15 protein-coding genes are annotated in these 22,582 nt (G+C 47.9%); 7 read left to right on the top strand and 8 right to left on the bottom strand.

Annotated elements, in window-relative coordinates:
* From EJV45_RS18690 to EJV45_RS18675, 4 genes are all read right to left on the bottom strand, one after another.
* A complete protein-coding gene (locus EJV45_RS18690) occupies window positions 1–3,012 on the bottom strand; it encodes a TonB-dependent receptor (RefSeq protein ID WP_129718160.1) in 3,012 nt (1,003 codons plus the stop codon).
* Between the two features lie 259 nt (window positions 3,013–3,271).
* Window positions 3,272–6,229, bottom strand: coding sequence for a triple tyrosine motif-containing protein (locus EJV45_RS18685; protein ID WP_240755346.1), 2,958 nt, complete (start codon window positions 6,227–6,229; stop codon window positions 3,272–3,274).
* Window positions 6,230–6,700: 471 nt separating this feature from the next.
* The gene (locus EJV45_RS18680; protein ID WP_129718159.1) at window positions 6,701–7,618 is read right to left on the bottom strand and encodes a rhodanese-related sulfurtransferase; all 918 of its coding nucleotides are present in this window, start codon (window positions 7,616–7,618) and stop codon (window positions 6,701–6,703) included.
* A gap of 100 nt (window positions 7,619–7,718) precedes the next feature.
* A complete protein-coding gene (locus EJV45_RS18675; protein ID WP_129718158.1) occupies window positions 7,719–10,166 on the bottom strand; it encodes a DUF5686 and carboxypeptidase regulatory-like domain-containing protein in 2,448 nt (815 codons plus the stop codon).
* A gap of 141 nt (window positions 10,167–10,307) precedes the next feature.
* Here EJV45_RS18675 and kbl point away from each other — a divergent pair, with 141 nt between their 5' ends.
* The 4 genes from kbl (at window position 10,308) to EJV45_RS18655 (ending at window position 13,672) form a co-directional block, all read left to right on the top strand.
* Window positions 10,308–11,495, top strand: a complete 1,188-nt coding sequence (gene kbl, locus EJV45_RS18670) for a glycine C-acetyltransferase (protein ID WP_129718157.1) — start codon at window positions 10,308–10,310, stop codon at window positions 11,493–11,495.
* A 130-nt stretch (window positions 11,496–11,625) separates the two neighbouring features.
* Complete coding sequence (pheS, locus tag EJV45_RS18665; RefSeq protein ID WP_129718156.1) at window positions 11,626–12,666, top strand: phenylalanine--tRNA ligase subunit alpha; 1,041 nt, start codon at window positions 11,626–11,628, stop codon at window positions 12,664–12,666.
* Between the two features lie 7 nt (window positions 12,667–12,673).
* Window positions 12,674–13,096 (top strand): hypothetical protein, encoded by a 423-nt coding sequence (locus EJV45_RS18660; protein WP_129718155.1) that lies wholly within the window; start codon window positions 12,674–12,676, stop codon window positions 13,094–13,096.
* The gene (locus tag EJV45_RS18655) at window positions 13,097–13,672 is read left to right on the top strand and encodes a TetR/AcrR family transcriptional regulator (RefSeq protein WP_129718154.1); all 576 of its coding nucleotides are present in this window, start codon (window positions 13,097–13,099) and stop codon (window positions 13,670–13,672) included.
* Here the strand turns inward: EJV45_RS18655 and EJV45_RS18650 are convergent.
* Window positions 13,630–15,087, bottom strand: a complete 1,458-nt coding sequence (locus EJV45_RS18650; protein WP_129718153.1) for an SDR family oxidoreductase — start codon at window positions 15,085–15,087, stop codon at window positions 13,630–13,632. The two genes, EJV45_RS18655 and EJV45_RS18650, sit on opposite strands and share 43 nt — an antisense overlap.
* Before the next feature lie 107 nt (window positions 15,088–15,194).
* Here EJV45_RS18650 and EJV45_RS18645 point away from each other — a divergent pair, with 107 nt between their 5' ends.
* Complete coding sequence (locus EJV45_RS18645; protein ID WP_129718152.1) at window positions 15,195–16,223, top strand: PmoA family protein; 1,029 nt, start codon at window positions 15,195–15,197, stop codon at window positions 16,221–16,223.
* A gap of 95 nt (window positions 16,224–16,318) precedes the next feature.
* Here EJV45_RS18645 and lgt read toward each other — a convergent pair whose 3' ends face one another.
* From lgt to EJV45_RS18630, 3 genes are all read right to left on the bottom strand, one after another.
* Window positions 16,319–17,149, bottom strand: coding sequence for a prolipoprotein diacylglyceryl transferase (lgt, locus tag EJV45_RS18640; RefSeq protein ID WP_129718151.1), 831 nt, complete (start codon window positions 17,147–17,149; stop codon window positions 16,319–16,321).
* Between the two features lie 52 nt (window positions 17,150–17,201).
* Entirely contained in the window at window positions 17,202–18,593 is a 1,392-nt protein-coding gene (dacB, locus tag EJV45_RS18635; RefSeq protein ID WP_240755345.1) for a D-alanyl-D-alanine carboxypeptidase/D-alanyl-D-alanine-endopeptidase, read from the bottom strand.
* 64 nt (window positions 18,594–18,657) lie between these two features.
* The gene (locus EJV45_RS18630) at window positions 18,658–19,647 is read right to left on the bottom strand and encodes an aspartate-semialdehyde dehydrogenase (protein ID WP_129718149.1); all 990 of its coding nucleotides are present in this window, start codon (window positions 19,645–19,647) and stop codon (window positions 18,658–18,660) included.
* 64 nt (window positions 19,648–19,711) lie between these two features.
* Here EJV45_RS18630 and EJV45_RS18625 point away from each other — a divergent pair, with 64 nt between their 5' ends.
* Entirely contained in the window at window positions 19,712–21,460 is a 1,749-nt protein-coding gene (locus EJV45_RS18625) for a lamin tail domain-containing protein (protein WP_165305107.1), read from the top strand.
* An 83-nt stretch (window positions 21,461–21,543) separates the two neighbouring features.
* Entirely contained in the window at window positions 21,544–22,506 is a 963-nt protein-coding gene (locus tag EJV45_RS18620; protein ID WP_129718147.1) for an acetyl-CoA carboxylase carboxyltransferase subunit alpha, read from the top strand.
* Window positions 22,507–22,582: the final 76 nt, after the last annotated feature.

Genomic DNA, 22,582 nt, shown 5'->3' with positions numbered 1-22,582 from the left:
TTAGAAAGTTACGTTCAAGCCAATGTTGTAAGTAGCGTACAAAGGATAAACCCTGAAATCGACACCGGTGCTGGTTGGAGCGCCACCAACTTCCGGAGTAAATCCGCGATAGCTGAAGAAATTGAATGCGTTCTGCGCATTTGCAAAGACGCGCAGGCGCTGCATTTTCCATTTAGTTACGAGCGCAGATGGCAGATTGTAACCGAGTTGAAGATTTCTTACACGCAGGTAGTCACCACTTTCTACATAAAACGAATTTGTCTGATTGTTTTGGCCGCCTGCAAGGCTGGTAGACGGATAGGTGTTGGAAGATCCGCCTCCTGTCCACCGATTATCGAAGAACTCTTTTGTGTAGTTTTCGTTACCAAAGCGATTGCCCAGGTTGGCATTAAACAGTTCTACTCCGGCAACACCCTGAAGGTCGACCGTCAGATCAAAGTTCTTATAGGTAAAATTGGTGTTCAGACCGTAGTTAAAACGCGGGTTTGGGTTGCCAAGGAAAGTTTTGTCTTTAGCATCGATACGGCCGTCTCCGTTGAGGTCAGCATACCTGAAGTCGCCGGGCCGTGCACCGGTGATGCCAGATGCCGCTGCTTCTGCCGCGGTCTGAATAATGCCGGTAACCTGATAGCCGTAGAATGAACCTATTGGCTGACCAACAACGGTCCGTGTCGGCAATACAGCGTTATTCAAGCCATCACCGCCAGCGTCGATCGGGTTCGAGCCAGACGTTACGTTCAGTACAACGTTGTCGTTGTAACCAACGTTTCCGCTGATTGTGTAACCAAATCCTGTAGAGGTTTTATCAGCCCAGGTAGCCACCAGTTCGACGCCACGGTTTCTGAAATCTGCCTGGTTGCCAAGTAATCGGCTGTTTGACGTTCCCAGTGAGCCCAGGATCGGAATGTTGAAAATGGCCTGTTCGGTTTTTCTGCTGTAATAATCAGCCTCTACATTCAATTTTCCTTCAAAAAAGCCCATTTCCAAACCTACATCGAGCCCGGCACTGCGTTCCCAGAAAAGGGCAGGAGGTACAAGAGTGTTAATACTCGCACCGGTGTTTTGAATTCCGCCGTAGAAGGCAATCAGTGCCGGAATCTGGGTGACGGTAAGTGTTGTCGGGTTGATCGGAACACCTGCGTTACCGACTTTACCCCAGCTTGCGCGTAATTTCAAATTGCTGAAAATAGTCTGATCTTTCATGAAGTCTTCGTTGGAGACCACCCAGCCACCGCCGATTGAGGGGAAGTAACCCCAAAGATTGTTGCCTCCATAAAACTGTGATGCACCGTCTGCACGCAGAGAAGCGTTCAGGAGATATTTGTTTTTAAAGGAATAATTTACACGGCCAAAATATGACGCAGCAGTGCTCAGGGAGCCCGAGTCTTCGATAGTCCGTCCGGCTGAATTACCCAGGCTAAGATACAAATCGCTTTCTCTGTTGAACGGAACATTTTGCGCTGTTCCGGTCATTGTATAACTTCTGAAACGCTGTGCCGTCTGACCTGCCAATACGGTCAGGTTGTGATCTTCCCAGGTGTTGTTATAGGTAAGCGTATTTTCAATGATCCAGTTACGCGTAGCAACCCGGCCAACAGACAGCGTGCTGATGTTTGTGTTTTGACCTCTGGTAGCAAAATACTGAGGCGTGTAGTTACGTATATCGTCCTGGCCAAAGTCCCCACCGAAGCTTGTTCTGAATGTGAAGTTCTTCAGGAATTTAAGTTCAGCAAACACGTTGCCGGTAACGCGATACCGGTCGGTGCGGCTATTGTTGAAATCAAGTGTAGCCTGCGGGTTTACATTACTTCCATTGCCAAGGTTGAAATCACTTGGATCACCGTATGCTCCCGGCGCTTTAAATACCGGTACTACCGGAGATGCTGTGTAAAGTGCTCTGAAGATCGAGTTCGGAACGTTGGCTGACCTGCTGGCCGTCCCCGTTACGTTATAACCAACCTTCAACGCCTCCATGAGTTGGAAATCGTTCGAAAGTTTAGCGGTGTATCTCTTGAAGTTATTCGTCGATATGATGCCGTCCTGATCAAGGAAACCAAGGGAGAGGTTATAACTTGATTTGTCTGTGCCGCCATTGACAGATAACTGATGGTTGTTAATCATGGCAGTTCTCAATACCTGGTCATACCAGTCAGTACCTTCGCCGAGATTCGTGTTTGCGAAGAGTGGCGCCGCTCCCTGAATGGCATAGGCTTCATTGACAGCGGTAGCATACTCAGAAGCATTGGTCATCTCCACCGGGTTTGTAACATGCTGCGCCCCAACGGTACCATTATAGTTAATGGTCGGTTTGCCGTTTTTGCCTCGCACTGTAGTAACAAGTACAACACCGTTCGCCGCACGGATACCATAGATAGACTGACTCGATGCATCTTTCAACACGCTGATACTGGCCACATCGGCTGGGTTAAGGAATGAAATGTCATCATACCAAACGCCGTCTACTACATACAGTACGCCGGTATTACCATAAATCGTTCCCGTACCGCGAATGGTGATCTGCGGAGAAGCCCCAGGCGTAGCATTATTTGCGATTGATACACCTGCCACCCGGCCCTGCAACGCCGAAATAGGGTTGGTTGACGGCTGTTTTGTAATGTCTTCACCTTTTACTGTTGCCACAGAACCGGTTACATCAAGCTTGCGTTGTGTGCCATATCCAACCACAACCACTTGTTCCAATTCCTGTGAGCTTGAAGTCAACGTAATGTTCAAAGTTGTTTGCGCATTGATTGCTGCCTCTTTTGATGCATATCCCACAAAGGAGAAAACCAACGTGCCGGTTCCCGGGGCGCTGATCGAATAATTTCCATTTGCGTCAGATTGAACCGCTGTTTGAGTGCCTTTAAGAACAACGCTTACACCCGGAAGGGCTGTACCGTCGGCAGCGTCTGTAACCCGTCCCTGGACGGTTACGTTCTGCGCGAAGGCCACATTCAAAGACAGCAAACAGAACACAACCCATACAGATAGATTCGTAAAGATTTTTTTCATAATTGCTTTAATCGTTTTCGTTAATTACTGAAGTAAAAGTCCACCAGTTTTGCGGCATACACAAATGAGCAAGCCACATCATTATTACATCATCAGTAACCATATAGTTTAGGCCTGGAGGGGATAAATTTTGTAAAATCGGCTCGAATAGCGGTTAAGCCTTAGGTAAAACCTTTTAACGGCTTTAGGTAAGTGTATTTTTTACACTTAGCATTATCCGGGGCTGGGGAAATGGGGTATGAGAGGTAATGATGTAGTGCTACATCTCGATGAGAAACTCTGTTAAGTTCTTATCATGGGCTATATTCAGCTTTTTTCGTAGCCTGTAGCGCCTTATTTCAACCCCGCGAAGCGAGATGTTGAGCAGTGATGCAATTTCCTTGCTGCTCATGTTCAGGCGCAGGTAGGCACATAACTTCAGGTCGTTTGGTACCAGGTCAGGATGATTTACCTTTAACTTTTTGAAGAAACTCTCATGCGCTTCGTTAAAACTTGTTTCGAATAAATTCCAGTCGCGCTCATCGTTCATTCCTTCGTCAATTACTTTCTGGATTTTTCGCAGCTGGTCTTCAGGTAATTTTTGTCCGCTGCTGTCACGGATCTTAATAATTTCCTGGCTAAGCTTCTGAAGCAACTCATTTTTGTAGACAAGACTCATTGCCGAATTAGCAAGCTCGCGATTTTTTCCGGCCAGTTCTGCCTGCAGCTTTTCTGTCTGTAGCCTGATAATCTGTTTTTCGTTCGCCTCGGCTTCACGCTGCAGATATTCTTCCTGCTCACGTTGCAGCTGCGCGGTGATCTTTTGCTGATCGCGCTTTAATTTTCTCTCATAGATCAGCTTGCCTGCGTATAAAGCGACCGCTGCTAAAATAGCGTAAACGATAAAAGCGATCGTACCTCCATACCAGGGTGGAAGCACACGGAATTCGAAACGCGTAATTGGTCCGGGCTTACCATTGTTAATCATGGCCCGTACCGAAAATACATAGGTCCCGCTGCCCAAGTTTGTAAAATCTTTTTCGGTTGCCGTACTCCAGTCAGACCATTTCTGAGAGTAGCCATCCAGATAATACTGATAACGAATGTTTGCCTGACGGTAATACGGGAGCGCATAGGTGATCCGGATGTTGTTCCGGCTATTTTCCAATTCAAGAAAACGATCCGTTTCACCATGTTCGGTGAGGGTGGCGTAGGTGTCTGTAATGTCTTCAACGCCCCGAATCAGTACGCTGCTGTTTTGCGGCGCAGCTTGTATGGTGCGTGCGTTATTAAAGATTGCGAAACCGTCGTCCACGCTGATCAGATAAAGCTCGGTGTTGATTCGGCTTATGTTCTCATAATACTGAACCATGCGGCCGTCAAGAATACTAAAACGGGTAGAATCCAGGCGGATACGGCCGCCATCGGGCAGTTCGCCCAGTGCCACTCGCCCGCGGCTTATAAACCAATACCTGCGATCGCCGGCAGGGATAATCTTATTCGAAGCCGCGAAGCTTCCTAAAGATTTATTAAGCGCATCATAAGATGAAAAACGATTGCTGATCTCATCAAATGTGAAAAAACCTGTATCTGTCGAAAAAACTGTTTTCCGCTCCAGGTTAAAGATACTTACATTGTAGGTGCCCGGAAGGCCGTCGCGGTCGCTGTACGATCGTTGGGAAATGACGCGGCGCAGATCGGGACTGAGCTTCAGCTTGTACAAACCTTTGTAAGCATGGCCAACCCAGATATCGCCTCTCGAGTCCTGCTCGACATAACGCGCAGGTTCCCGAAAACCACTTACCTTGTGAGAGAAAATCCAGTTACCGGCCAGGTCTTTCTTATAAATGACGAGACCCGTATAGGTGCCCTGGATAAGTTTGTCGGGATGGGTTTGCAGGCGATTGATGGTCCAGCCACCATTTTCTGAAGAAATTTGTTCCAGCCCACCGTTCCTGATCCGGAATGTTCCATCATTGTGGCCGCAGAGCAACTGACCGTCAATCCGACTCAGATCCCAGACCTGCCCCTGGGAATTAGGCACAAGTCTGAAATTGAAGCTGGTATAGACGCTTCCGTTTTCCGGTTTCCAGTTGCTGTAAAATAGTCCCTGGTTAGTACCCAGGTAAATCTTATCACCATCGATTATCGATGAATACACGGTTCCGAACTGACCGGCCTTGTCAAAATAGAAATAAAGGGCAGAATTGAGCTCAACCCGGTCTATGCCATTGTCGAGCCCTGTCCAAAGGTTCTGTTCCTCATCTGTATAAAGACTCAGTACCGTATTGTTCTGCAGTCCGCTCGATTTATTTATCTTCTGAACAATATAACCGTTGCGGTCAAGGATAATAATTCCGTTCAGGATGGTGCCGTATGCATAGTAGTCTCCTTTCAGTTTTACCCCGTTATTCAACTGATAGGTCATCAGGAAATTATTGGCGGGACTGGCAAACGGGCTGAATTTTTTCCCGTCGTATAGAAAAAGTCCGTTCCGGTTTGTCCCTATGAGGAAGCGGTCGCCACTATACGGAAGGATAGAAAGAACGCCAGACTTACTTATCGCTTTACCATCAGGGAGCGGATGCAGCGTTTTGCCTTTAAGTTCATATAATCCGAATCCGATAACCTCTGCGAAAAAACGTGATCCTGCTTTATGCAGAAAGAGAAAGGGTTCGGGCGACTTGACGATGTCTATGTGCTGATCTTTATAGATATAAATGCTTGAAAATGATTGAAACAGAATCCTGTCTCCGTCAATATAAATTTTCCAGATCTCGTCTGTCACCTTAAGCCCCTGGGGGATCAGTTTGGTGAGCGACTGGTAAACAAGCCTGCCGTTGCGATAGCTCCAGTAGCCGAATTCGCCAAAGCTGCCAACATAGATTCGTCCTTTGCGATCGGCGGCCACAGCACGAACGATCTGTCGCTGCGGCATAGTGTACTTTTGCCAGTATCGCCCGTCGAAAGAGAGAAGGCCTTCGGCATTGCCGAAATACATAATTCCATGCTCATCCTTTGTAACAGACCAGTTCTGATTTCCCGACCGGTATGCTGTTTTTGCATAATTCTGAACATACGGTACACCCATTCCGTGAATATTTCCCGGATCCTGAACAGCGTGTGCAGACAGGGAGAGAAGAAATAAAGATGTGTAGATAAGTACTTTTAGCATGCGGTTGCGCTCCGGCTGCAAAGGTAATGACTTTGCGCTATTCGTCCATGCGTCGTTGTCCATGGTCTGTCGTTTCTATTCCCTCAGCGTTTCGGTTTCAATGATAACTTCAAGCGCGGGTCATTTTAGCTAGTTTTTATGCCGGACATACAAATTATTGAATGCTGATATCGGGATGTGTGTCCGGCCAAGCGCTATAAAAAACAGTACGTCTTTCAGCCGGGAAGGGGAACAGGGCAAGAATCGCCGGAACCGGATTGCTGTCTCCCTGGCAAGGTTCTGCAAAATCCACATGCCGAATCTGAGGCTTTCCCAATTTGTAAATCTAGACTGGACAGTTCAACTTCCGGAAAGGAATCGTAAGTCTGTCAATCTCATTACTTAATTACGGAAATACCTTCCAAATCATCACGTGTTCAAACTCAAAAGCAGGGACTTTCAACACAAGGAAAACTTTGGTACAGATTAATCGCGGAGCGCCATTGACCATCGACCATGTTGCATCGTCTGTCACCAACCGTCAGCCGGGCGTTTCTATACAGGCACCTTCACGTAATAACCTGTGCCATCGTAAGGGCGTTTTCTTGGGTGCGCCTGACAGGATGTTGAGCAGGCGCCCTGCAATTGTTCTCCACATGCATCGCACTGGGTAATGTGCTCATTACACTCCGGATTGGCACAATTGATCATTTTTGCACTGATCGTGCCGCAGTTATAGCAGGTAGACACAACTGTCGGGTTTACGCTGTTTACATCGACTGCAATGCGGTTATCAAATACGTAACATTTTCCTTCAAAATCTTTGCCGCCCGCTTCTTTGCCATATTTAATAATGCCACCATGCAATTGGTAAACATCATTAAATCCGTGGTGAAGGAGCAGTGCCGAAGCTTTTTCGCATTTGATGCCCCCTGTGCAATACGTCAGGATTTTCTTGTCTTTATATTGGGCGAGTTCGTTGATCTTCTCGGGGAAATCGCGAAAGTTTTCAATATCAAGCGTTACCGCATTTTTGAATTTGCCCAGGTTGTGCTCATAATTTGAGCGTACGTCCAGGATAACCACATCATCTGAATCTTTCATTTTCATGAAGTCGGCAGGTTCCAGGTGTTTACCCGTACGCAAGGTTGGGTCAATGATGCTTGTATCACGCAGCCCCGAATGCACAATCTCTGCTTTGTAACGGCAATGCATTTTTACAAAGGAAGGTGTCTCAACATCATCAATCTTGAATTCGGTATGCGCAAACCGGCTGTCAGCATGAATGGCTTCCATGTATTTGCTGCAGGCTTCAGGCGTACCGGAAACAGTGCCGTTCAGCCCTTCATCGGCAACGATGATACGGCCGGTCAGGCCAAGCGACTTACAAAATGTTAGGTGAGCTGCGGCAAACTGTTCCGCATTTTCGATTCGGCTGTAGCAATAGTACAGCAAGGTCTGGTATTTCGTCATATCCATTGATACCGCTGCAAACGGCGTTTAATGCGGTGCAAAGATAGGGAAAAGGACTCTAAATTCTAAGGTCCATACACGACTTGTTCATTGTTTAAACTTAGAATCCGTAGCTCAGTCTGAAGCCCTGCGATACTTTTCTCCGGCCGTCGTATGCAAAGCCATAGCTGGCACGAAATACGAGCCGCTGCAGCCCAAAATAGAACTCCTTGTAATTGTGTTTAAGCGGCTGGGTCAGGTAACTTCCGCCTATAAACTCTTCAAGTTTCAGTTTCCTGATCAGGGGAATCTTATTGGTAAAGAACCCGGCAAAACTGTGTTCCAAATGGGCTTCGAAGTACTCCCGGTCAGTACTGAAGATGTAAAAATCGAGGTAGGAGAACCGGCGCAGGTTCGGAGGAAAGATCAATGCATTGTTCCCCCAGAAATGTTTGAACTCAGGATAATAAACTGCCCGGTTGTTCAGGAATTTGCCGGCACCAACCACGAAAGAGGTGTAACCTAACATACCAGCGCTGATCCGGTCCTGCGAGATCTCCATGCTGATCAGGTCATAATCAACATCGCTTCCTAATACGCCTTTGATACCCTTTCGGTAGCTTAATTCGATCTTCGGATATTTTGGCGATTCATAAATTTTCATGTCCGGCCGGGTAATGAACTTCTGGCCAAATGTGTAAGCCAGGCTGGCGTGCAGGTTCAGTGAACGGTAGGTTGGGAACAGCGGACTTTCGGAATCTGGTGTAAACGGATTATTGGAGCTGAATTGCTTGTCGTCATAATCTATGAAGGTATAATCCGTGTTGTTGCGCAGTATGTTGTTTCGCGAGTAACTTACTTTCAGATTTGCAAATAACCCGTTTAATAACTCTCTTCCTGTAGAGAGATCCACAAAACGTTTCTCATAAAATTTGGGATAGTTGGTTTCATAAACCAATGAGTTAAATGAGTTTGTAAGCAGGCTCATGGAACCAAAACTGTTTAGGTCGAAGATTCCTGAGCCAAATGAAACTCCCAGCCATCCGCGTTTAACCGGGTCGTAGGTATAACCTGCAGACAGACTGCCCGTCAGTTTTTCATTCGCCAGTCCATAGCGGACTTCGGGGCGTATGGTCAGGCTTTTGCGGTCGGCAAAGGTTTTCCGGTACGTCAGGCCGTATCTGATGCCGAAACCTTCTACCGTATTATAGAACAGGGAAGGGAGTATAGGGTCTAAGCTCAGGCTCTTTTTCTTATATCGATCATGAATGGTATATCCCGTCAGCGCCAGCTTTCCCGGACCGAACGTATTGTTTGCTTTTTCTACAGAATCAAGGTAGGCCTTCGACTCTTTCCGTTTCGCCAGGCTGTCTTTACGCACATAGTTAACCGACTCCTCGTTTGTGAGCGGAACCGGGCGTCTTTCATCCCAGTAAGACGCCGGTTTTTGATTTACCGTGTCTGCAACACGGAGAATTTCAGCATTAAACCATTTTTTCGGGAAATTTGGCCGCGTGTTGTAGTTGTTATAGACCCCGATATAATAACCTTCAAACTTAAAGCCCAGGACATTGCCATTGAAGCGGTAGGTTACGGTACCCGGAACATAAGCACTTTCTGTCTTTAAGAATTGCTGATCAATATGCAGTGTATCCAGTAAGTTGATGCCCGTGCTGCGGGTCAGGTAAAGTGCTGTGGTATAAATTCGCCAGCTTCCCTCTGTGATGTAAATCTGACCGCGGAAAACCGGATCATTGCTGCGGCGGGGAGTAACCTCGATCTTGTGCACCGTTTCCCCGTTTTCCTCTGTACTGCCCAACAGCTTATAGCGATAATAAAAGAGGGCGTTTTCTGAAACCGGCGAGATAAAACCTCGGGAACTCAACGTGTTTTCAAGCACGATGTTGTCATAAAAATTCAGCATCAGGTCAGATGCCTTATTAAAGCTGAACGCATTATTGCGACCAGCTACGCGCGAAGAGATCATTTCCTCTTTCACCTGTCCCGGTCGCCTGTAGTTGAATTTTGATTCTGACTCGCTCTGATAAATAATTCCCTTACGGTTGGTGTCAAGTTCCAGTACCTTTTGAATATCGCGGCCAAAGAATTTCTTCGGTGCACCTACCAGTTTCTGAACACCTTTTATATATACATTACAGCTGTATTCATACAGCTCATCACGATGTTTTTTCCTGTTTTTTATCGCCTTTCGTATAATAGCATACGCCGGATCCTCACCTCCTGCGCTGATACGTACGCTGCCGAGGTCAAACGCTTCGGGATCCATGGTGACTGAGAGTTCCATGTCGCGGCTTATACCGACCGGTTTCTCAAGCGGTTTGAAGCCTACCGCCCTGAACAAAACCACGTGTTTGCCCGCAGGCATGTTTAGTGTGTACCGGCCATCCACATTGGCAGATGTCCCGTTACTTGTATTTTTCAGGTAAACAGAAGCAAAAGGGACCGCCTCACCCCGGGCATCCTTAACCTGGCCTGAAAGTTTAAACTGCTGTGCGTGGACATTGATAAAGGTAAAGAAGAGGATGAGTGAGGCGTACAGGTTTTTCATGCAGGTAAAGATCGTATTTGTCCGGACAGAAAACAGGAATCAATCGTTAAAGTTTGTTAAGGGAGCGTTTGGTTTAGCAGATAGTGAGTAGATGATATTTTCATACCTTTGGTGGCAAGTCTTCACTCAAATAAAAACAGTATGTACAAAACATTGCAACCCGTTCTGCAACAGGAACTGCAAGAAATAGAAAATGCCGGCTTATATAAGCGCGAACGGATCATTACCACGCCGCAGGGCGCCGATATCAGGGTAAGCAGCGGTGCAGAAGTGATAAACTTTTGTGCCAACAACTACCTGGGTTTGTCTTCGCACCCGAAGGTACTGGAGGCAGCCAAAGCTGCGGTAGATAAATATGGTTACGGAATGTCGTCAGTACGCTTTATCTGCGGTACGCAGGATGTGCACAAAGAACTTGAAGCCAAACTTTCACAGTTTCTGGGTACTGAAGATACCATTTTGTATGCTGCCGCATTTGATGCAAATGGTGGCGTTTTTGAACCCCTCTTCAATGATCAGGATGCGATTATCTCAGATGAACTGAACCATGCTTCGATCATTGATGGCGTGCGGCTGTGTAAAGCAAAGCGCTTCCGGTATAAACATAATGATATGGCCGATTTGGAAGTTCAGCTTCAGGCAGCAAAAGATGCCCGTCACCGCATCATTGTTACCGATGGTGCCTTTTCCATGGATGGTACGGTAGCCCAGCTCGATAAGATTTGTGATCTGGCAGACAAGTATGAGGCACTGGTGATGATAGACGAGTCGCACTGTTCGGGCTTTATGGGAAAAACCGGCCGCGGAACCCATGAACATTGTGGCGTGATGGACCGCGTGGATATCATTACCGGTACACTTGGCAAAGCACTTGGCGGTGCTTCAGGCGGATTTACTGCCGGTAAACGTGAAATTATCGATATGCTGCGTCAGCGTTCGCGGCCGTATCTGTTTTCCAATACGCTTGCACCCGCAATTGCCGGGGCTTCAGTTGCAGTTCTGGATATGCTGAGCGAAACGACCGAACTTCGCGACAAGCTGGAAAACAACACCCGTTACTTCAGGGAAAAGATGACAGCGGCGGGTTTTGATATCAAGGAAGGCGTACACCCCATTGTTCCGGTCATGTTGTATGATGCGAAATTATCGCAGGAATTTGCCGCCCGCATGCTCGACGAAGGTATTTATGTGATCGGCTTCTATTATCCTGTAGTCCCGCAGGGCAAAGCCCGTATACGTGTCCAGCTGTCGGCCGCCCATGAACAGCACCATCTTGACAAAGCGATTGCCGCCTTTACCAAAGTTGGTAAGGAGCTGGGCGTAATCTGATAAATAAGCCTGCGGTAGGGAATTGTTCGTGCCCGGTCGCAGGCTTTTTGCTGTCATTTTCAGGCTTCAGGCGTGGTATTTGAACCGCGTGACAGTAAAAATTCCAGAGATTATGCCGTATATTTGCCAGATGTTACAAGAGCAGATCAAACAGCATAGCGAAGAAATTCAGGCTTTCAGCACCGATAACCCGGAGGTGCTGGAGCAGTTCCGTATCAGATACCTTGGTACAAAGGGCATTGTCAAAGATCTGTTCGATGCATTTAAGCAGGTCGGACCGGAAGAGAAGCGTGTTCTTGGAAAGGTTTTGAATGAATTTAAGCAACTGGCAGAAGCAAAGCACCAGCAGCTTAAAGAACAACTCACCGATGCGGACCCCCAGGCAGTAAAAAGTGATGCAGACCTTACCCTTCCGGGTGAAGGCTTTGCATTGGGTTCACGCCATCCGCTGGCGCTTGTTCGCCGGGAGATTGCCGGTATCTTTGGCCGTCTTGGCTTCACCATTGAGGAAGGACCGGAAATCGAAGACGACTGGCATAACTTTTCCGCCCTGAACTTTCCTGAAGAGCACCCTGCCCGCGATATGCAGGATACGTTCTTTATCCGCAAGGGAGGCGAGAACGGCGACATAGCTTTACGTACCCACACATCATCCGTACAGGTGCGGATGATGGAGCAGGGCAGACCGCCCTTCAGGGCTATCATGCCGGGACGCGTGTACCGGAACGAGGCCATTTCGGCCAGGGCACATTGTTTCTTTCACCAGATTGAAGGCTTGTATGTAGATGAAAATGTTTCATTCGCTGATCTGAAGCAAACCTTGTTTTATTTCGTACAGGAACTTTTCGGCGAAGGCACGAAGGTGCGTTTTCGTCCTTCGTATTTCCCTTTCACGGAGCCTTCGGCGGAAATGGATATTTCATGTACCATTTGCAAAGGTTCTGGTTGCCAGCTTTGCAAACACAGCGGCTGGGTTGAGATTCTGGGTTGTGGAATGGTTGATCCGAACGTACTTGAGAACTGTGGCATAGACAGTACAAAGTATAGTGGTTTCGCTTTTGGTATGGGCATAGAGCGGATCACCAATCTTAAATATGAGATTCGCGATCTGCGTTTGTTTTCTGAAAACGATGTCCGGTTCCTTAAACAGTTTTCTTCTGCACTGATTTGATCTGCTGATGTTAAAAAGGGTTTGCAGCGGTTTTCTGGTTGCGCTGGTCGTGATGCTGGCCGCATGCGGGAAGGAACGCCTGTTTATCCCTGAGGTGCCGGTCAATTTTATCCGGCCCCTGACAGATCCCAGCCTTTCGGCGCTAAATACCGGCGGGTCGGTAATTGTTAAAGGTTACGGCGTAGCGGGTTTGCTGATTAGCCGCTCTGGACAGAACTATGTGGCATTTGATTGCTGCAGCACTGTCAACCCTGATCAGAAATGTGCGGTTCAGCTTGCAGATCCTTTTGATCCGTTTGTTACCGACCCCTGCTCGAACGCTCGGTTTTTAACACGCGACGGTTCTCCCGGAAGATTTCCCGCGGAGGTTTCTCTAAAACAATACAACGTAGTCATTACGGCTGGAAACGTATTACAGGTACAAAATTAAATGGAAGTAGAAAAAATCAAGGAGAGCGTCAAAAAAGCGGCGCGTGAACTTTTCCGCAAGTACGGTTACCACAAGACCAGCGTAAATGAAATAGCTAAAAAGGCGCGGATTGCGAAGGCGACTATATATAAGTATTTCGATAGCAAGGAACACATCCTGGATGCGATCCTGATGGACTACCTGCACACAAACGTAAATGAGATTGTAAACAGTAAGGCGGCTTTTGCTAATGAGGAAGAACACCTTAAAACGCTGGTTATGCGTACCTGCCGCTTATCATTTACTGTCTGTAATGAATTTATCGGGTGGGAGTTTGTGCGCGAGAACACCAATTCGCAGGAGTTCCTGAAACATCTTTCAGACGAACTCGAATCCCTGCTTTTGTCTGCCTATCTGCAGCTGGATACATTTAAAAATAATCCCGGCAGGCGCGAAGGGCTGGCATTTCTGCTTAAGGCCAGCAAAAGTATCGTCTTCTCATTCGCTTTTACATCTGTCAGTGACTCAGATGTTCGCAAAAACTTTGTGAGTTTTCAAAAGGAAATTCTTCCCTTTTTGGTTAAGGCAGCGTTGTAATTAGCAATGTTCCGGATCATATTCCGGAAAATGAACCCATGGAAGGGCCAGACGGCATACCAGTACAAACGCCCCCAGACGCCGAGCGGACGGAAGGTTGCGGTCTGGTGCAAAACATGATCTTTGTCGAGACAGAATTCCAGCCAGGCTTCGCCGGGTAATTTCATTTCCGCGTACAGCAACAGCCTTTTCTGCTTTTTGTCTGCCAGTAAGACCCGCCAGAAATCAACAACGTTGCCCGGGCTCAGCGTTTCATTATTAGTCCGGCCTCTTCTGAGCCCGACGCCGCCAAAGAGTTTGTCCATAAAGCCCCGGATAGCCCATAACCAGTCGGCGTAATACCAACCCGTTTTTCCGCCGATGGCCCAGATATTACGCAGAGCCAGATCTTCATTTTCGATTTTCAGCTTACGTTTGTCCGTAAAGACACCATCTTTGGGAACCTCAACAAAACGGGATAGTCCTGAATCGAGAATGCGGCTGCTGAATGCATCTTTCCAGCTGGAGAGAACCTGGTTCTGTTCGATCTTATCGAAAGCGAGGCGTATGGCCTCTTTATAACCGATCAGTTTTATGTTTAACTTTTCCGCAAGATTGTTGGGGCGGCAGATCACTTCTGTTTTCATGCTGTCTACCAGGTTCCGCGCCAGCTGGTAGGAAGTCGACGTAATAAAGTAGAGCCAGTATGAAGACAGGCGTGGTGTCATCACCGGAACGGTAAAAATGAAACGTTTCAGTTTACGAACTTCCGCAAATTGCAGCAGCATCTGTTTATAGGTCAGCGGCTCAGGTCCGCCGATGTCGTAGTCTTTTCCATAGGTGTCTTCATTCCCAAGCACGCCGATCAGGTAATCAAGTACATTCCTGATCGCAATAGGCTGCGAACGGGTTTTGAGCCAGTGTGGTGCAACCATTACAGGCAGCTTTTCTACGAGGTCGCGGATAATTTCGAAGCTGGAACTCCCTGACCCCACGATAATGGCTGCGCGAAGTGCTGTAAGTTGGTATGTGCCTGAGGCCAGAATCTTCTCTACCTCCTGTCGCGACCGGAGGTGGCGTGAAAGCTCTTTCGCATTTGCAATGCCGGTCAGATAGATGACCTGTTTCACATTCGTTTGATTGAGTGCATCCCTGAAGTTTTCGGCAATCTCCTTTTCCTTTTTTGCAAAATCGCCGGCAGAAGACATAGAATGAATCAGAAAATAGGCTGCATCGATATCTGCCGGGATGAGCTTCAGGCTTTCGGGATCCTGGTAATTCATTTCCAGCACCCGGACAGGCTTGTCAGGATAGCGGCTCATATCGAAGCGGTTGCGGTCGCGTACACAACATAACACTTCATGACCGCCTTCAAGTAAGACAGGAAGTAAGCGCTGTGCAATGTAACCTGTTGCCCCGGTGAGAAGAATCTTCATGACCATTGGACAATCGGTTACATGAATTGTTTGCCGCGCCGGCAAATTGCAGACTGTCACCGTTGATTTCCATTTAAACTTTCGTAATTTGCTGGAAATAACCTATCATGCCTCACCTAACCAGATTACTTACTTTTAGCTTCCTGCTTTGCAGCACTGCCGCTTTTTCGCAACGGGTAAGCATTCGCCCTGATTCTGCGGGCAGACGTGTTGATGTCAGGATTGACGATAAAGCCTTTACAAGTTACATCTATCCGCAATCGCTAGAAAAGCCTGTGCTTTATCCGTTGTATACAGCCGCAGGAACCTTGATCACGCGGGGTTTTCCGCTCGACCCGCGGCCCGGGGAGCGGGTAGACCATCCGCACCACGTTGGACTTTGGCTCAATTATGAAAATGTAAACGGTCTGGATTTCTGGAACAACTCTTATGCAATTCCTGAAGCCAACAAACACCGGTACGGCAGCATTAAACACCGTAAAATTATTGAGATTAAAGAAGGGAAGCAGGGGCGCCTGACCACCGAATCCGAATGGGTGGATCAGAAAGGAAAAGTTTTACTTACAGAACGAACAACATTTGTTTTTTCACAGGAAGGGAAGAACCGCCTGATCCAAAGGCAGACAACTTTGACAGCCGATACGCAGGTTACCTTCCGCGACAGCAAGGATGGGATGATTGCCATCCGAATGGACAGGGCATTTGAGGATCCAGATCAGAAGGAAGGCGAATTTCGCGATGCCCAGGGGAAAGTTACCAAAGTAAAAACGATGGATAACAGCGGTGTGAACGGAATTTACCGTAACAGTGACGGAAAGGAAAAGGAGTCTGGGGTATGGGGCAAACCCGCGCGATGGGTAAGTCTTTCTGCCACGAAAGATAATGACCAGGTTACCGTTGCCATTTTGGATCACCCGAAGAATCCCGGTTATCCGGCTTATTCTCATGCCCGGGGTTATGGTCTTTTTGCATCAAACAATTTAGCTGTAAAAGCTTTCAACCCGTCGGCACAACCGGTGCGGTATGATCTGAAGAAAGGTGAACAGATGAAGTTTAAACATCTGATCGTGATCAGTTCAAAGGGCTTTCTGGATCAAAACAGCCTTGAGCGGTTAGCCAAGCGCTTTGGGCAGTAAAATACTCTGAATAAAATAAAAATTGTTGTTTTGGTTTGAAAAATTAACTTAAAGTTGGTAGCTTTACAAAAGCTACCAACTTTGCAGGAGTCGAACTATGTTCGGTGAATATCGCTCTTAACTACCCCTTTCGAACCCGGCCGGAACATAAAGAACAACCCCAGCAAGATAAACGGAATACTAAGCAGCTGTCCCATGTTCAGTTGCATCCCCTCTTCAAACGCCGATTGGTTCTCCTTAAGAAATTCAATGAAGAAGCGGATAACGAACAGCAGCAAAAGGAATAAACCAAACAGGAAGCCCGGCTTACGTTTTCCGGATCTGTTAACTATATGGATCAGTGCAAACAGCACGAGGTAACACAAAGCCTCATAGAGCTGACCTGGGTGTCTGGGAACGCCATCTACCTTTTCAAATATAAAAGCCCAGGGCAGGTCTGTCGGTTTGCCGATAATCTCAGAATTCATCAGGTTCCCAAAACGAATGCAGGCACCGGCAAGCGGAATAACAAGGGCCATCTTATCGAGAATCCATAAAAAAGAGACCTTAAACTTCCGTGCAAAGAGCACAAGCGCGATAAAGATACCTAAGGCACCGCCGTGACTGGCAAGACCCCTGAATCCCGTAAATCTGAACACAGGCTGCGTTTCAATAGGGAGTACAATTTCAAGCAGATGATCTTTGTAATAAGCCCAGTCGTAAAAGAAGCAATGGCCCAGCCGGGCGCCGATCAGTGTAGCAAGGACCACGTAAACAGTAAGTTTTTCAAGCAGTAGAACCGGATAACCATCCTTAGTAAACTCACGTTTGAGGATCTGAAAACTAAACACAAATCCCAGGGCAAAAAGCAGGGAGTACCATTGTATGGCAATAAAACCAAGATCGAGCAGTTCTGGGCTGGGATTCCAATGAATGTAGGCGGTCATATATGGTGATAAGTTAAGGGGGCTGTATTAAGACAACCTGAAGCAGATAATATTATTTGAGTTCGTCAAGCACCTGGAACAGCTTCCTGTTGATGCCGGACCCGGAGTAATTATTTACGTTGATGACAACGACATATTTGTTCCCGTTCCGATCGGTATGGTAACCGGCGAAAGCGGACACGTCTGAAATAGTGCCGCTTTTTATTTTCATTCCGTTGTATTCAGGCAGCGCTTTATAAAAATCGGCGTACCAGGTTTCTTTTTGCGCCTGGAAAAGTATAGATGCCATGGCATATGTAGTTACGCGGTTTGCAGGCGAAAGGCCGCTTCCGTCGATGATATTGAGCGCGTTTCTATCAATTCCTTTAGCGCTCCAGAAATTGATCAGCGTACGGGCGCCCTCACGCGTTCCCGGCTCACGCCCCGACTTCCAGGCCAATGTACGCATCAGGTGTTCGCCGAAAAGATTCACGCTTTTTTTCTCAAACCAGTAAACGATCTCTGAAAGACTGGGAGAGGTGATCGTAGAGAGTTTCTGTGCAACAGCCGGTACTTTCTTTTGCTCAAGGCTCAGCAGCCTTGCCGTGCTTGCTCCGACAGAATTGATGCCTAACTTTTTAAGTGTATCCTGCAGCCTGAAAGCGCAGTCGTACGCAGGGTCGGGCAGCGCCACTGAAATGCCGCTCTTGCGGATATCGCTGCCCCAGGTGCCGCGCAGGTAGGCCAGATTTCCATAAGGCGGAAGATAGGCGTAGGCATTATCGCCCGATCCGGCTGCACCGGTTCTTAACTCATTCACGATTCTTATATAAGGCATAGCCGGCACAGTCTTTACGACCGAGGCATTTGATGCGCGCAGATGGATATCAAACTGGTTCTCGCGCCATGTTAACGCAGAAGACCCGGCACCGTAGTAATTTCCAATCTCCTGCCAGGTCCAGCCTTCAGGTGTGGTTTGTGTGCCCCAGGCACTGTCATCACCGATCACCGATCCGCTGATCTCACGAATTCCTGCAGCACGTATGGCAGCAACCCATTGATTGAGGATTACGTTTTCCCGGCTCTGTTCGTATCGCCAGGACCCAAGCGTAGGGTCGCCGCCCCCGGTTATCACCAGATCGCCTTTTAAAACCCCATTTTCAATGCGTCCGCTGTAACCCAGTGTAGTCTGGTATCTGAAATCTTTTCCAAGTAGAGAAAATGCCGTGGCAGCTGTAATGGTTTTTAAAGTAGAGGCGGTAGCAAGGCCCGTGTTCTGGTTGTAGCCATAGAGTAGTTTTCCGCTGCCGGCATCAAGCACACATAGTGACGCCGAGGCGTATTTGCACTGTTCGTCGGCCAGAAACCGGTTGAATGCCTTTTCAATGTTCTGGATCCGGGTTTGTGCACCCGCAAATAGTGGAATTATGGCTGCAAAAAGCCACAGCAACTTTCTGAAATGCATGAGCATGAAATAAAAAATGTGATGCCCGCGGGCATCACATCTGATTTTATTTTATCGGCCGGCTTTATACCAGCTCTTTTTGTACTAAAAATTCTGCAATCTGAACCGCATTCGTCGCTGCGCCTTTGCGTAGGTTATCTGCAACGATCCACATGTTCAGGGTTTTTGCCTGCGATTCATCGCGGCGGATACGGCCGACAAACACCTCATCTTTCTCATGAGCATCTTTAGGCATCGGATACTTAAGGTTTGCTACGTCATCGATCACAATTATACCAGGTGCCTTTTCAAGCAGGCTGCGAACCTGATCAAGCTCAAATTCATTTTCAAACTCGATGTTGACTGATTCTGAGTGACCGCCCATAACCGGAATACGAACTGTGGTCGCAGTGACACGGATGCTGTCATCGCCCATAATTTTGTTCGTTTCCTTAACCATCTTCATCTCCTCTTTTGTATAACCGTTCTCAGTAAACACGTCGATATGTGGTAATACGTTCAGGTCAATCTGGTACGGATAAGCTTTTTCACCTTCTACACCCTGACGTTCGTCCATCAGCTGGGTTACAGCTTTCACACCGGTTCCGGTTACCGACTGGTAAGTCGATACAACAACCCTCTTGATTTTAAGTGCATCGTGCAAAGGTTTCAATGCCACAACCATCTGAATCGTAGAACAGTTCGGATTAGCAATGATCTTGTCGTCGATTGAAAGCTCATACGCGTTCACTTCCGGAACAATCAGCTTTTTTGACGGGTCCATGCGCCAGGCCGATGAGTTATCGATTACGGTGGTGCCTGCTTCGGCAAACCGCGGGGCATGCTCCAGTGAAGTGCTGCCGCCCGCTGAAAAAAGCGCGATATCAGGTTTCATTGAAATGGCAGTGTCCATGCTAACAATGGGGAACTGCTTACCCTTGAACGTAAGTTCCTTACCAACGCTCTTTTCAGAGGCTACGGGAATCAGTTCGGTTAAGGGGAAGTTTCTCTCCTCCAGTACTTTCAACATGACAGTGCCAACCAACCCGGTAGCACCTACAACTGCGACTTTCATTTTTTTAATTTTTAATTAATTTTTAAATTTGTAGTTATCGATTCGTCTTTTTATGATTACAAATATGCAAATTTTTGCCCTTAGTTTATGGGTATGCATCGCCAAATTTGCCCTTGCCGAGGCATCATGTAAATCTGATGACAAGAGGCCGGCCATGTTCGGGCCGACCATCAGCCCCGGCAGGGGCGTTGTTATTAATGAGATTTTCGCTGATCCTGGCGGAAACAGCCTCTTACCTACCCAGGAATTTGTAGAAATCTGGAATTCAACCAGCGATACCATCTTTATGAAAGGGTGGAAATTCTCAGATGCCCGCTCAACTGTCCTTCTGAAAGCCGACACACTTGCCCCGGGAACGTTTTTGCTGCTTTGCGCAAGAGCAGATACAATGGCGCTTCAGGCTTTCGGCAAAACACAGGGGCTGTCGCCCTGGCCGGGTCTTAATAATGATGAAGACCTGCTGACGCTTACCGATGCCCAGGGTCTGATCGCAGATCAGGTTCATTATAAACCTGATTTCTACCGCGGAGTGACTTCAAAAGGACTAAGTCTGGAACGGATAGGCGTTACAGGAAACTGCCAGGGCATACAAAACTGGGCGCCCGGCAACAGCCCGGCCCGTATAACCCCGGGCGGCCAAAACAGCCGGTTTGACAGCCATTCCCGAAATGAACAGCTCAGGGTTCGGTCGGCGGTCCTGGCAGGCGACAGTAGCCTGCGGCTGTCCTTGTCAGGTGAACCCGATACCGCTACGGCTCTCAGGCCTGAAAGTTATCTTCTGAACAATGGTGCAGGAATGCCAGTTCAGGTGCTTTTTGAACAAGGAAGCTTTTCAACGCTGCGGCTCCGCTTTCCTCAGCAGCTTGTTCGTAACCGTGAATACACGCTCAAGACCCCCGGTGTGCGTGATTGCGCAGGCCGCCCGGTTGTAGCTGAAGGCGAATTCAATATTTTTATACCTGATACCGTAGCGGCGGGCGACCTGCTTATCAGCGAATTGCTGAGTAACCCCCGGCTGGGAGGTGTTGATTTTGTTGAACTCTATAATGCCTCAAATAAAATCCTCGATCTGTCCGGATTGCATGTTGCACGCGCAGACAGCACCGGGAAACCTGCAGATGCACGTCCGCTCTCTGAAGAGACACTGCTTATGGAGCCGGAAACTTACCGTGCGTTCTCAACGTCGACACAAATACTTTTGAACCAGTATGCGCTGGCCCTGCCCCGCACGCTCACCCAGGTTTCGCGGCTGCCGGCTTATAATAATGACCGGGGCAGCGTTGTGCTCTTATCCGGTCCCCGTATCATAGATAGACTTGATTACCATGAGGGAATGCACCATCCGCTGTTGAAGCATACAAAAGGCGTATCACTTGAGCGCGGTGACCTCAGAAGACCCGCTAACGACCGCGGCAACTTTGGCAGTGCAGCCGCTGCGCCGGAACATGCGACACCCGGTTACCGCAACTCCCGGCAACTTGATCATGCCAATGGAAACAGCCTGGTACTTGAAATCACCACCTTTTCACCCGATGGGGACGGAAATGCAGACATCCTGCCCATCCGTTATGGTTTGGATGCTGCAGACTGTCTGGCAACGGTCACAGTCTATTCAGATCGTGGTATGAAAGTCCGGGTACTGCTCAGAAATGAAATCGCCGGAAACTCTGGCACCCTTTCCTGGGATGGGAACGATGAGTCCGGGCATCCTTGTGCAGCCGGCATTTACCTCATCCATTTTTCAGCATTCAGTACAAGTGGAAGCAGTTTCAGCAGTCAGAAAACCTGCGTACTGGCACGAAGCCTGAATTAGCTGGTTCAGCCTTTCAAGTTTTATGCGGGCTGGGTGCCTTTGCATTGTATATAAAATATAATGTGTAATTTTACAGCCCGATTATGGCATACATCAAAACATCATTTGATTTCGAGAAACCACTGGCCGACCTGGTCCAGCAGATCGAAAAGGTAAAACAAGTTGCGGATAAGACGAAGGTCGATATGTCGGCTACGCTCGAAGAGCTGGAAGGCCGTCTTGACCAGACCAGTTCTGTTCTTTACAGTAATCTTACAGGATGGCAGAAAGTGCAGATGTCAAGGCATCCTGACCGTCCGCAGACGCTTGACTACATCAACATGATCTGCGACGATTTCATCGAACTGCACGGTGACCGTACCGTTAAAGACGACAAAGCCATTGTAGGTGGTTTCGGTACCATCGGCGGTGAACACGTCATGATCATCGGTCACCAGAAAGGAAAAAACACGAAAGAACGTCAGTTCCGAAATTTCGGCATGGCAAATCCTGAAGGTTACCGTAAGGCACTTCGTCTGATGAAGCTCGCCGAGAAGTTCAACAAGCCGGTCATCACATTCATTGATACGATGGGTGCTTACCCGGGACTCGAAGCTGAAGAGCGGGGGCAAGGTGAAGCGATTGCACGTAATCTGCTCGAAATGTCTGTTTTGCGTGTTCCGATCCTGTGTTTTGTTGTCGGAGAGGGCGCATCTGGCGGAGCACTTGGTATAGGCATCGGAGATAAGGTGTACATGCTTGAACATACGTGGTACTCAGTTATCTCACCGGAGTCGTGCTCGTCCATTCTATGGCGCAGCTGGGATTTCAAGGAAAAAGCCGCCGACTGCCTTAAACTGACCTCGAACGATATGTTTAAGAACGGACTGATCGATGGGATTGTTCCTGAGCCTCTGGGCGGGGCACATCAGGATCCCGAAGCTATCGCAGCCACATTGAAAGATACCATTCTGAAAGATCTTAAAACGCTTGGCAAAGAGAAAACAGACAGTTTGATTTCCAGCCGCATTGATAAGTTCTGCTCAATGGGCGTAGTTCAGGAATAAACAGAAACTAAAGCATATAGCTAAAGGTCCGGAGATATCCGGACCTTTTCTTTTTGGCTGAAACACGAAGAGAGCA

The organism is Pedobacter sp. SYP-B3415 (genome assembly GCF_004138205.1).
GTDB lineage: Bacteria > Bacteroidota > Bacteroidia > Sphingobacteriales > Sphingobacteriaceae > Pedobacter.
Note: the sequence above shows the minus strand (reverse complement) of the source record. Positions and strands in the feature narration are given on the sequence as shown.

What these genes read in the sequence shown, in the direction of transcription:
- EJV45_RS18630 (WP_129718149.1), bottom strand. Translation starts at nt 19,647, where the DNA reads ATGAAAGTCGCAGTTGTAGGTGCTACCGGGTTGGTTGGCACTGTCATG.
- EJV45_RS18645 (WP_129718152.1), top strand. Translation starts at nt 15,195, where the DNA reads ATGCCTCACCTAACCAGATTACTTACTTTTAGCTTCCTGCTTTGCAGC.
- EJV45_RS18660 (WP_129718155.1), top strand. Translation starts at nt 12,674, where the DNA reads ATGTTAAAAAGGGTTTGCAGCGGTTTTCTGGTTGCGCTGGTCGTGATG.
- EJV45_RS18680 (WP_129718159.1), bottom strand. Translation starts at nt 7,618, where the DNA reads ATGACGAAATACCAGACCTTGCTGTACTATTGCTACAGCCGAATCGAA.
- EJV45_RS18655 (WP_129718154.1), top strand. Translation starts at nt 13,097, where the DNA reads ATGGAAGTAGAAAAAATCAAGGAGAGCGTCAAAAAAGCGGCGCGTGAA.
- pheS (WP_129718156.1), top strand. Translation starts at nt 11,626, where the DNA reads ATGTTACAAGAGCAGATCAAACAGCATAGCGAAGAAATTCAGGCTTTC.
- EJV45_RS18650 (WP_129718153.1), bottom strand. Translation starts at nt 15,087, where the DNA reads ATGAAGATTCTTCTCACCGGGGCAACAGGTTACATTGCACAGCGCTTA.
- kbl (WP_129718157.1), top strand. Translation starts at nt 10,308, where the DNA reads ATGTACAAAACATTGCAACCCGTTCTGCAACAGGAACTGCAAGAAATA.
- EJV45_RS18690 (WP_129718160.1), bottom strand. Translation starts at nt 3,012, where the DNA reads ATGAAAAAAATCTTTACGAATCTATCTGTATGGGTTGTGTTCTGTTTG.
- EJV45_RS18675 (WP_129718158.1), bottom strand. Translation starts at nt 10,166, where the DNA reads ATGAAAAACCTGTACGCCTCACTCATCCTCTTCTTTACCTTTATCAAT.
- EJV45_RS18625 (WP_165305107.1), top strand. Translation starts at nt 19,712, where the DNA reads ATGCAAATTTTTGCCCTTAGTTTATGGGTATGCATCGCCAAATTTGCC.
- EJV45_RS18620 (WP_129718147.1), top strand. Translation starts at nt 21,544, where the DNA reads ATGGCATACATCAAAACATCATTTGATTTCGAGAAACCACTGGCCGAC.
- dacB (WP_240755345.1), bottom strand. Translation starts at nt 18,593, where the DNA reads ATGCATTTCAGAAAGTTGCTGTGGCTTTTTGCAGCCATAATTCCACTA.
- EJV45_RS18685 (WP_240755346.1), bottom strand. Translation starts at nt 6,229, where the DNA reads ATGGACAACGACGCATGGACGAATAGCGCAAAGTCATTACCTTTGCAG.
- lgt (WP_129718151.1), bottom strand. Translation starts at nt 17,149, where the DNA reads ATGACCGCCTACATTCATTGGAATCCCAGCCCAGAACTGCTCGATCTT.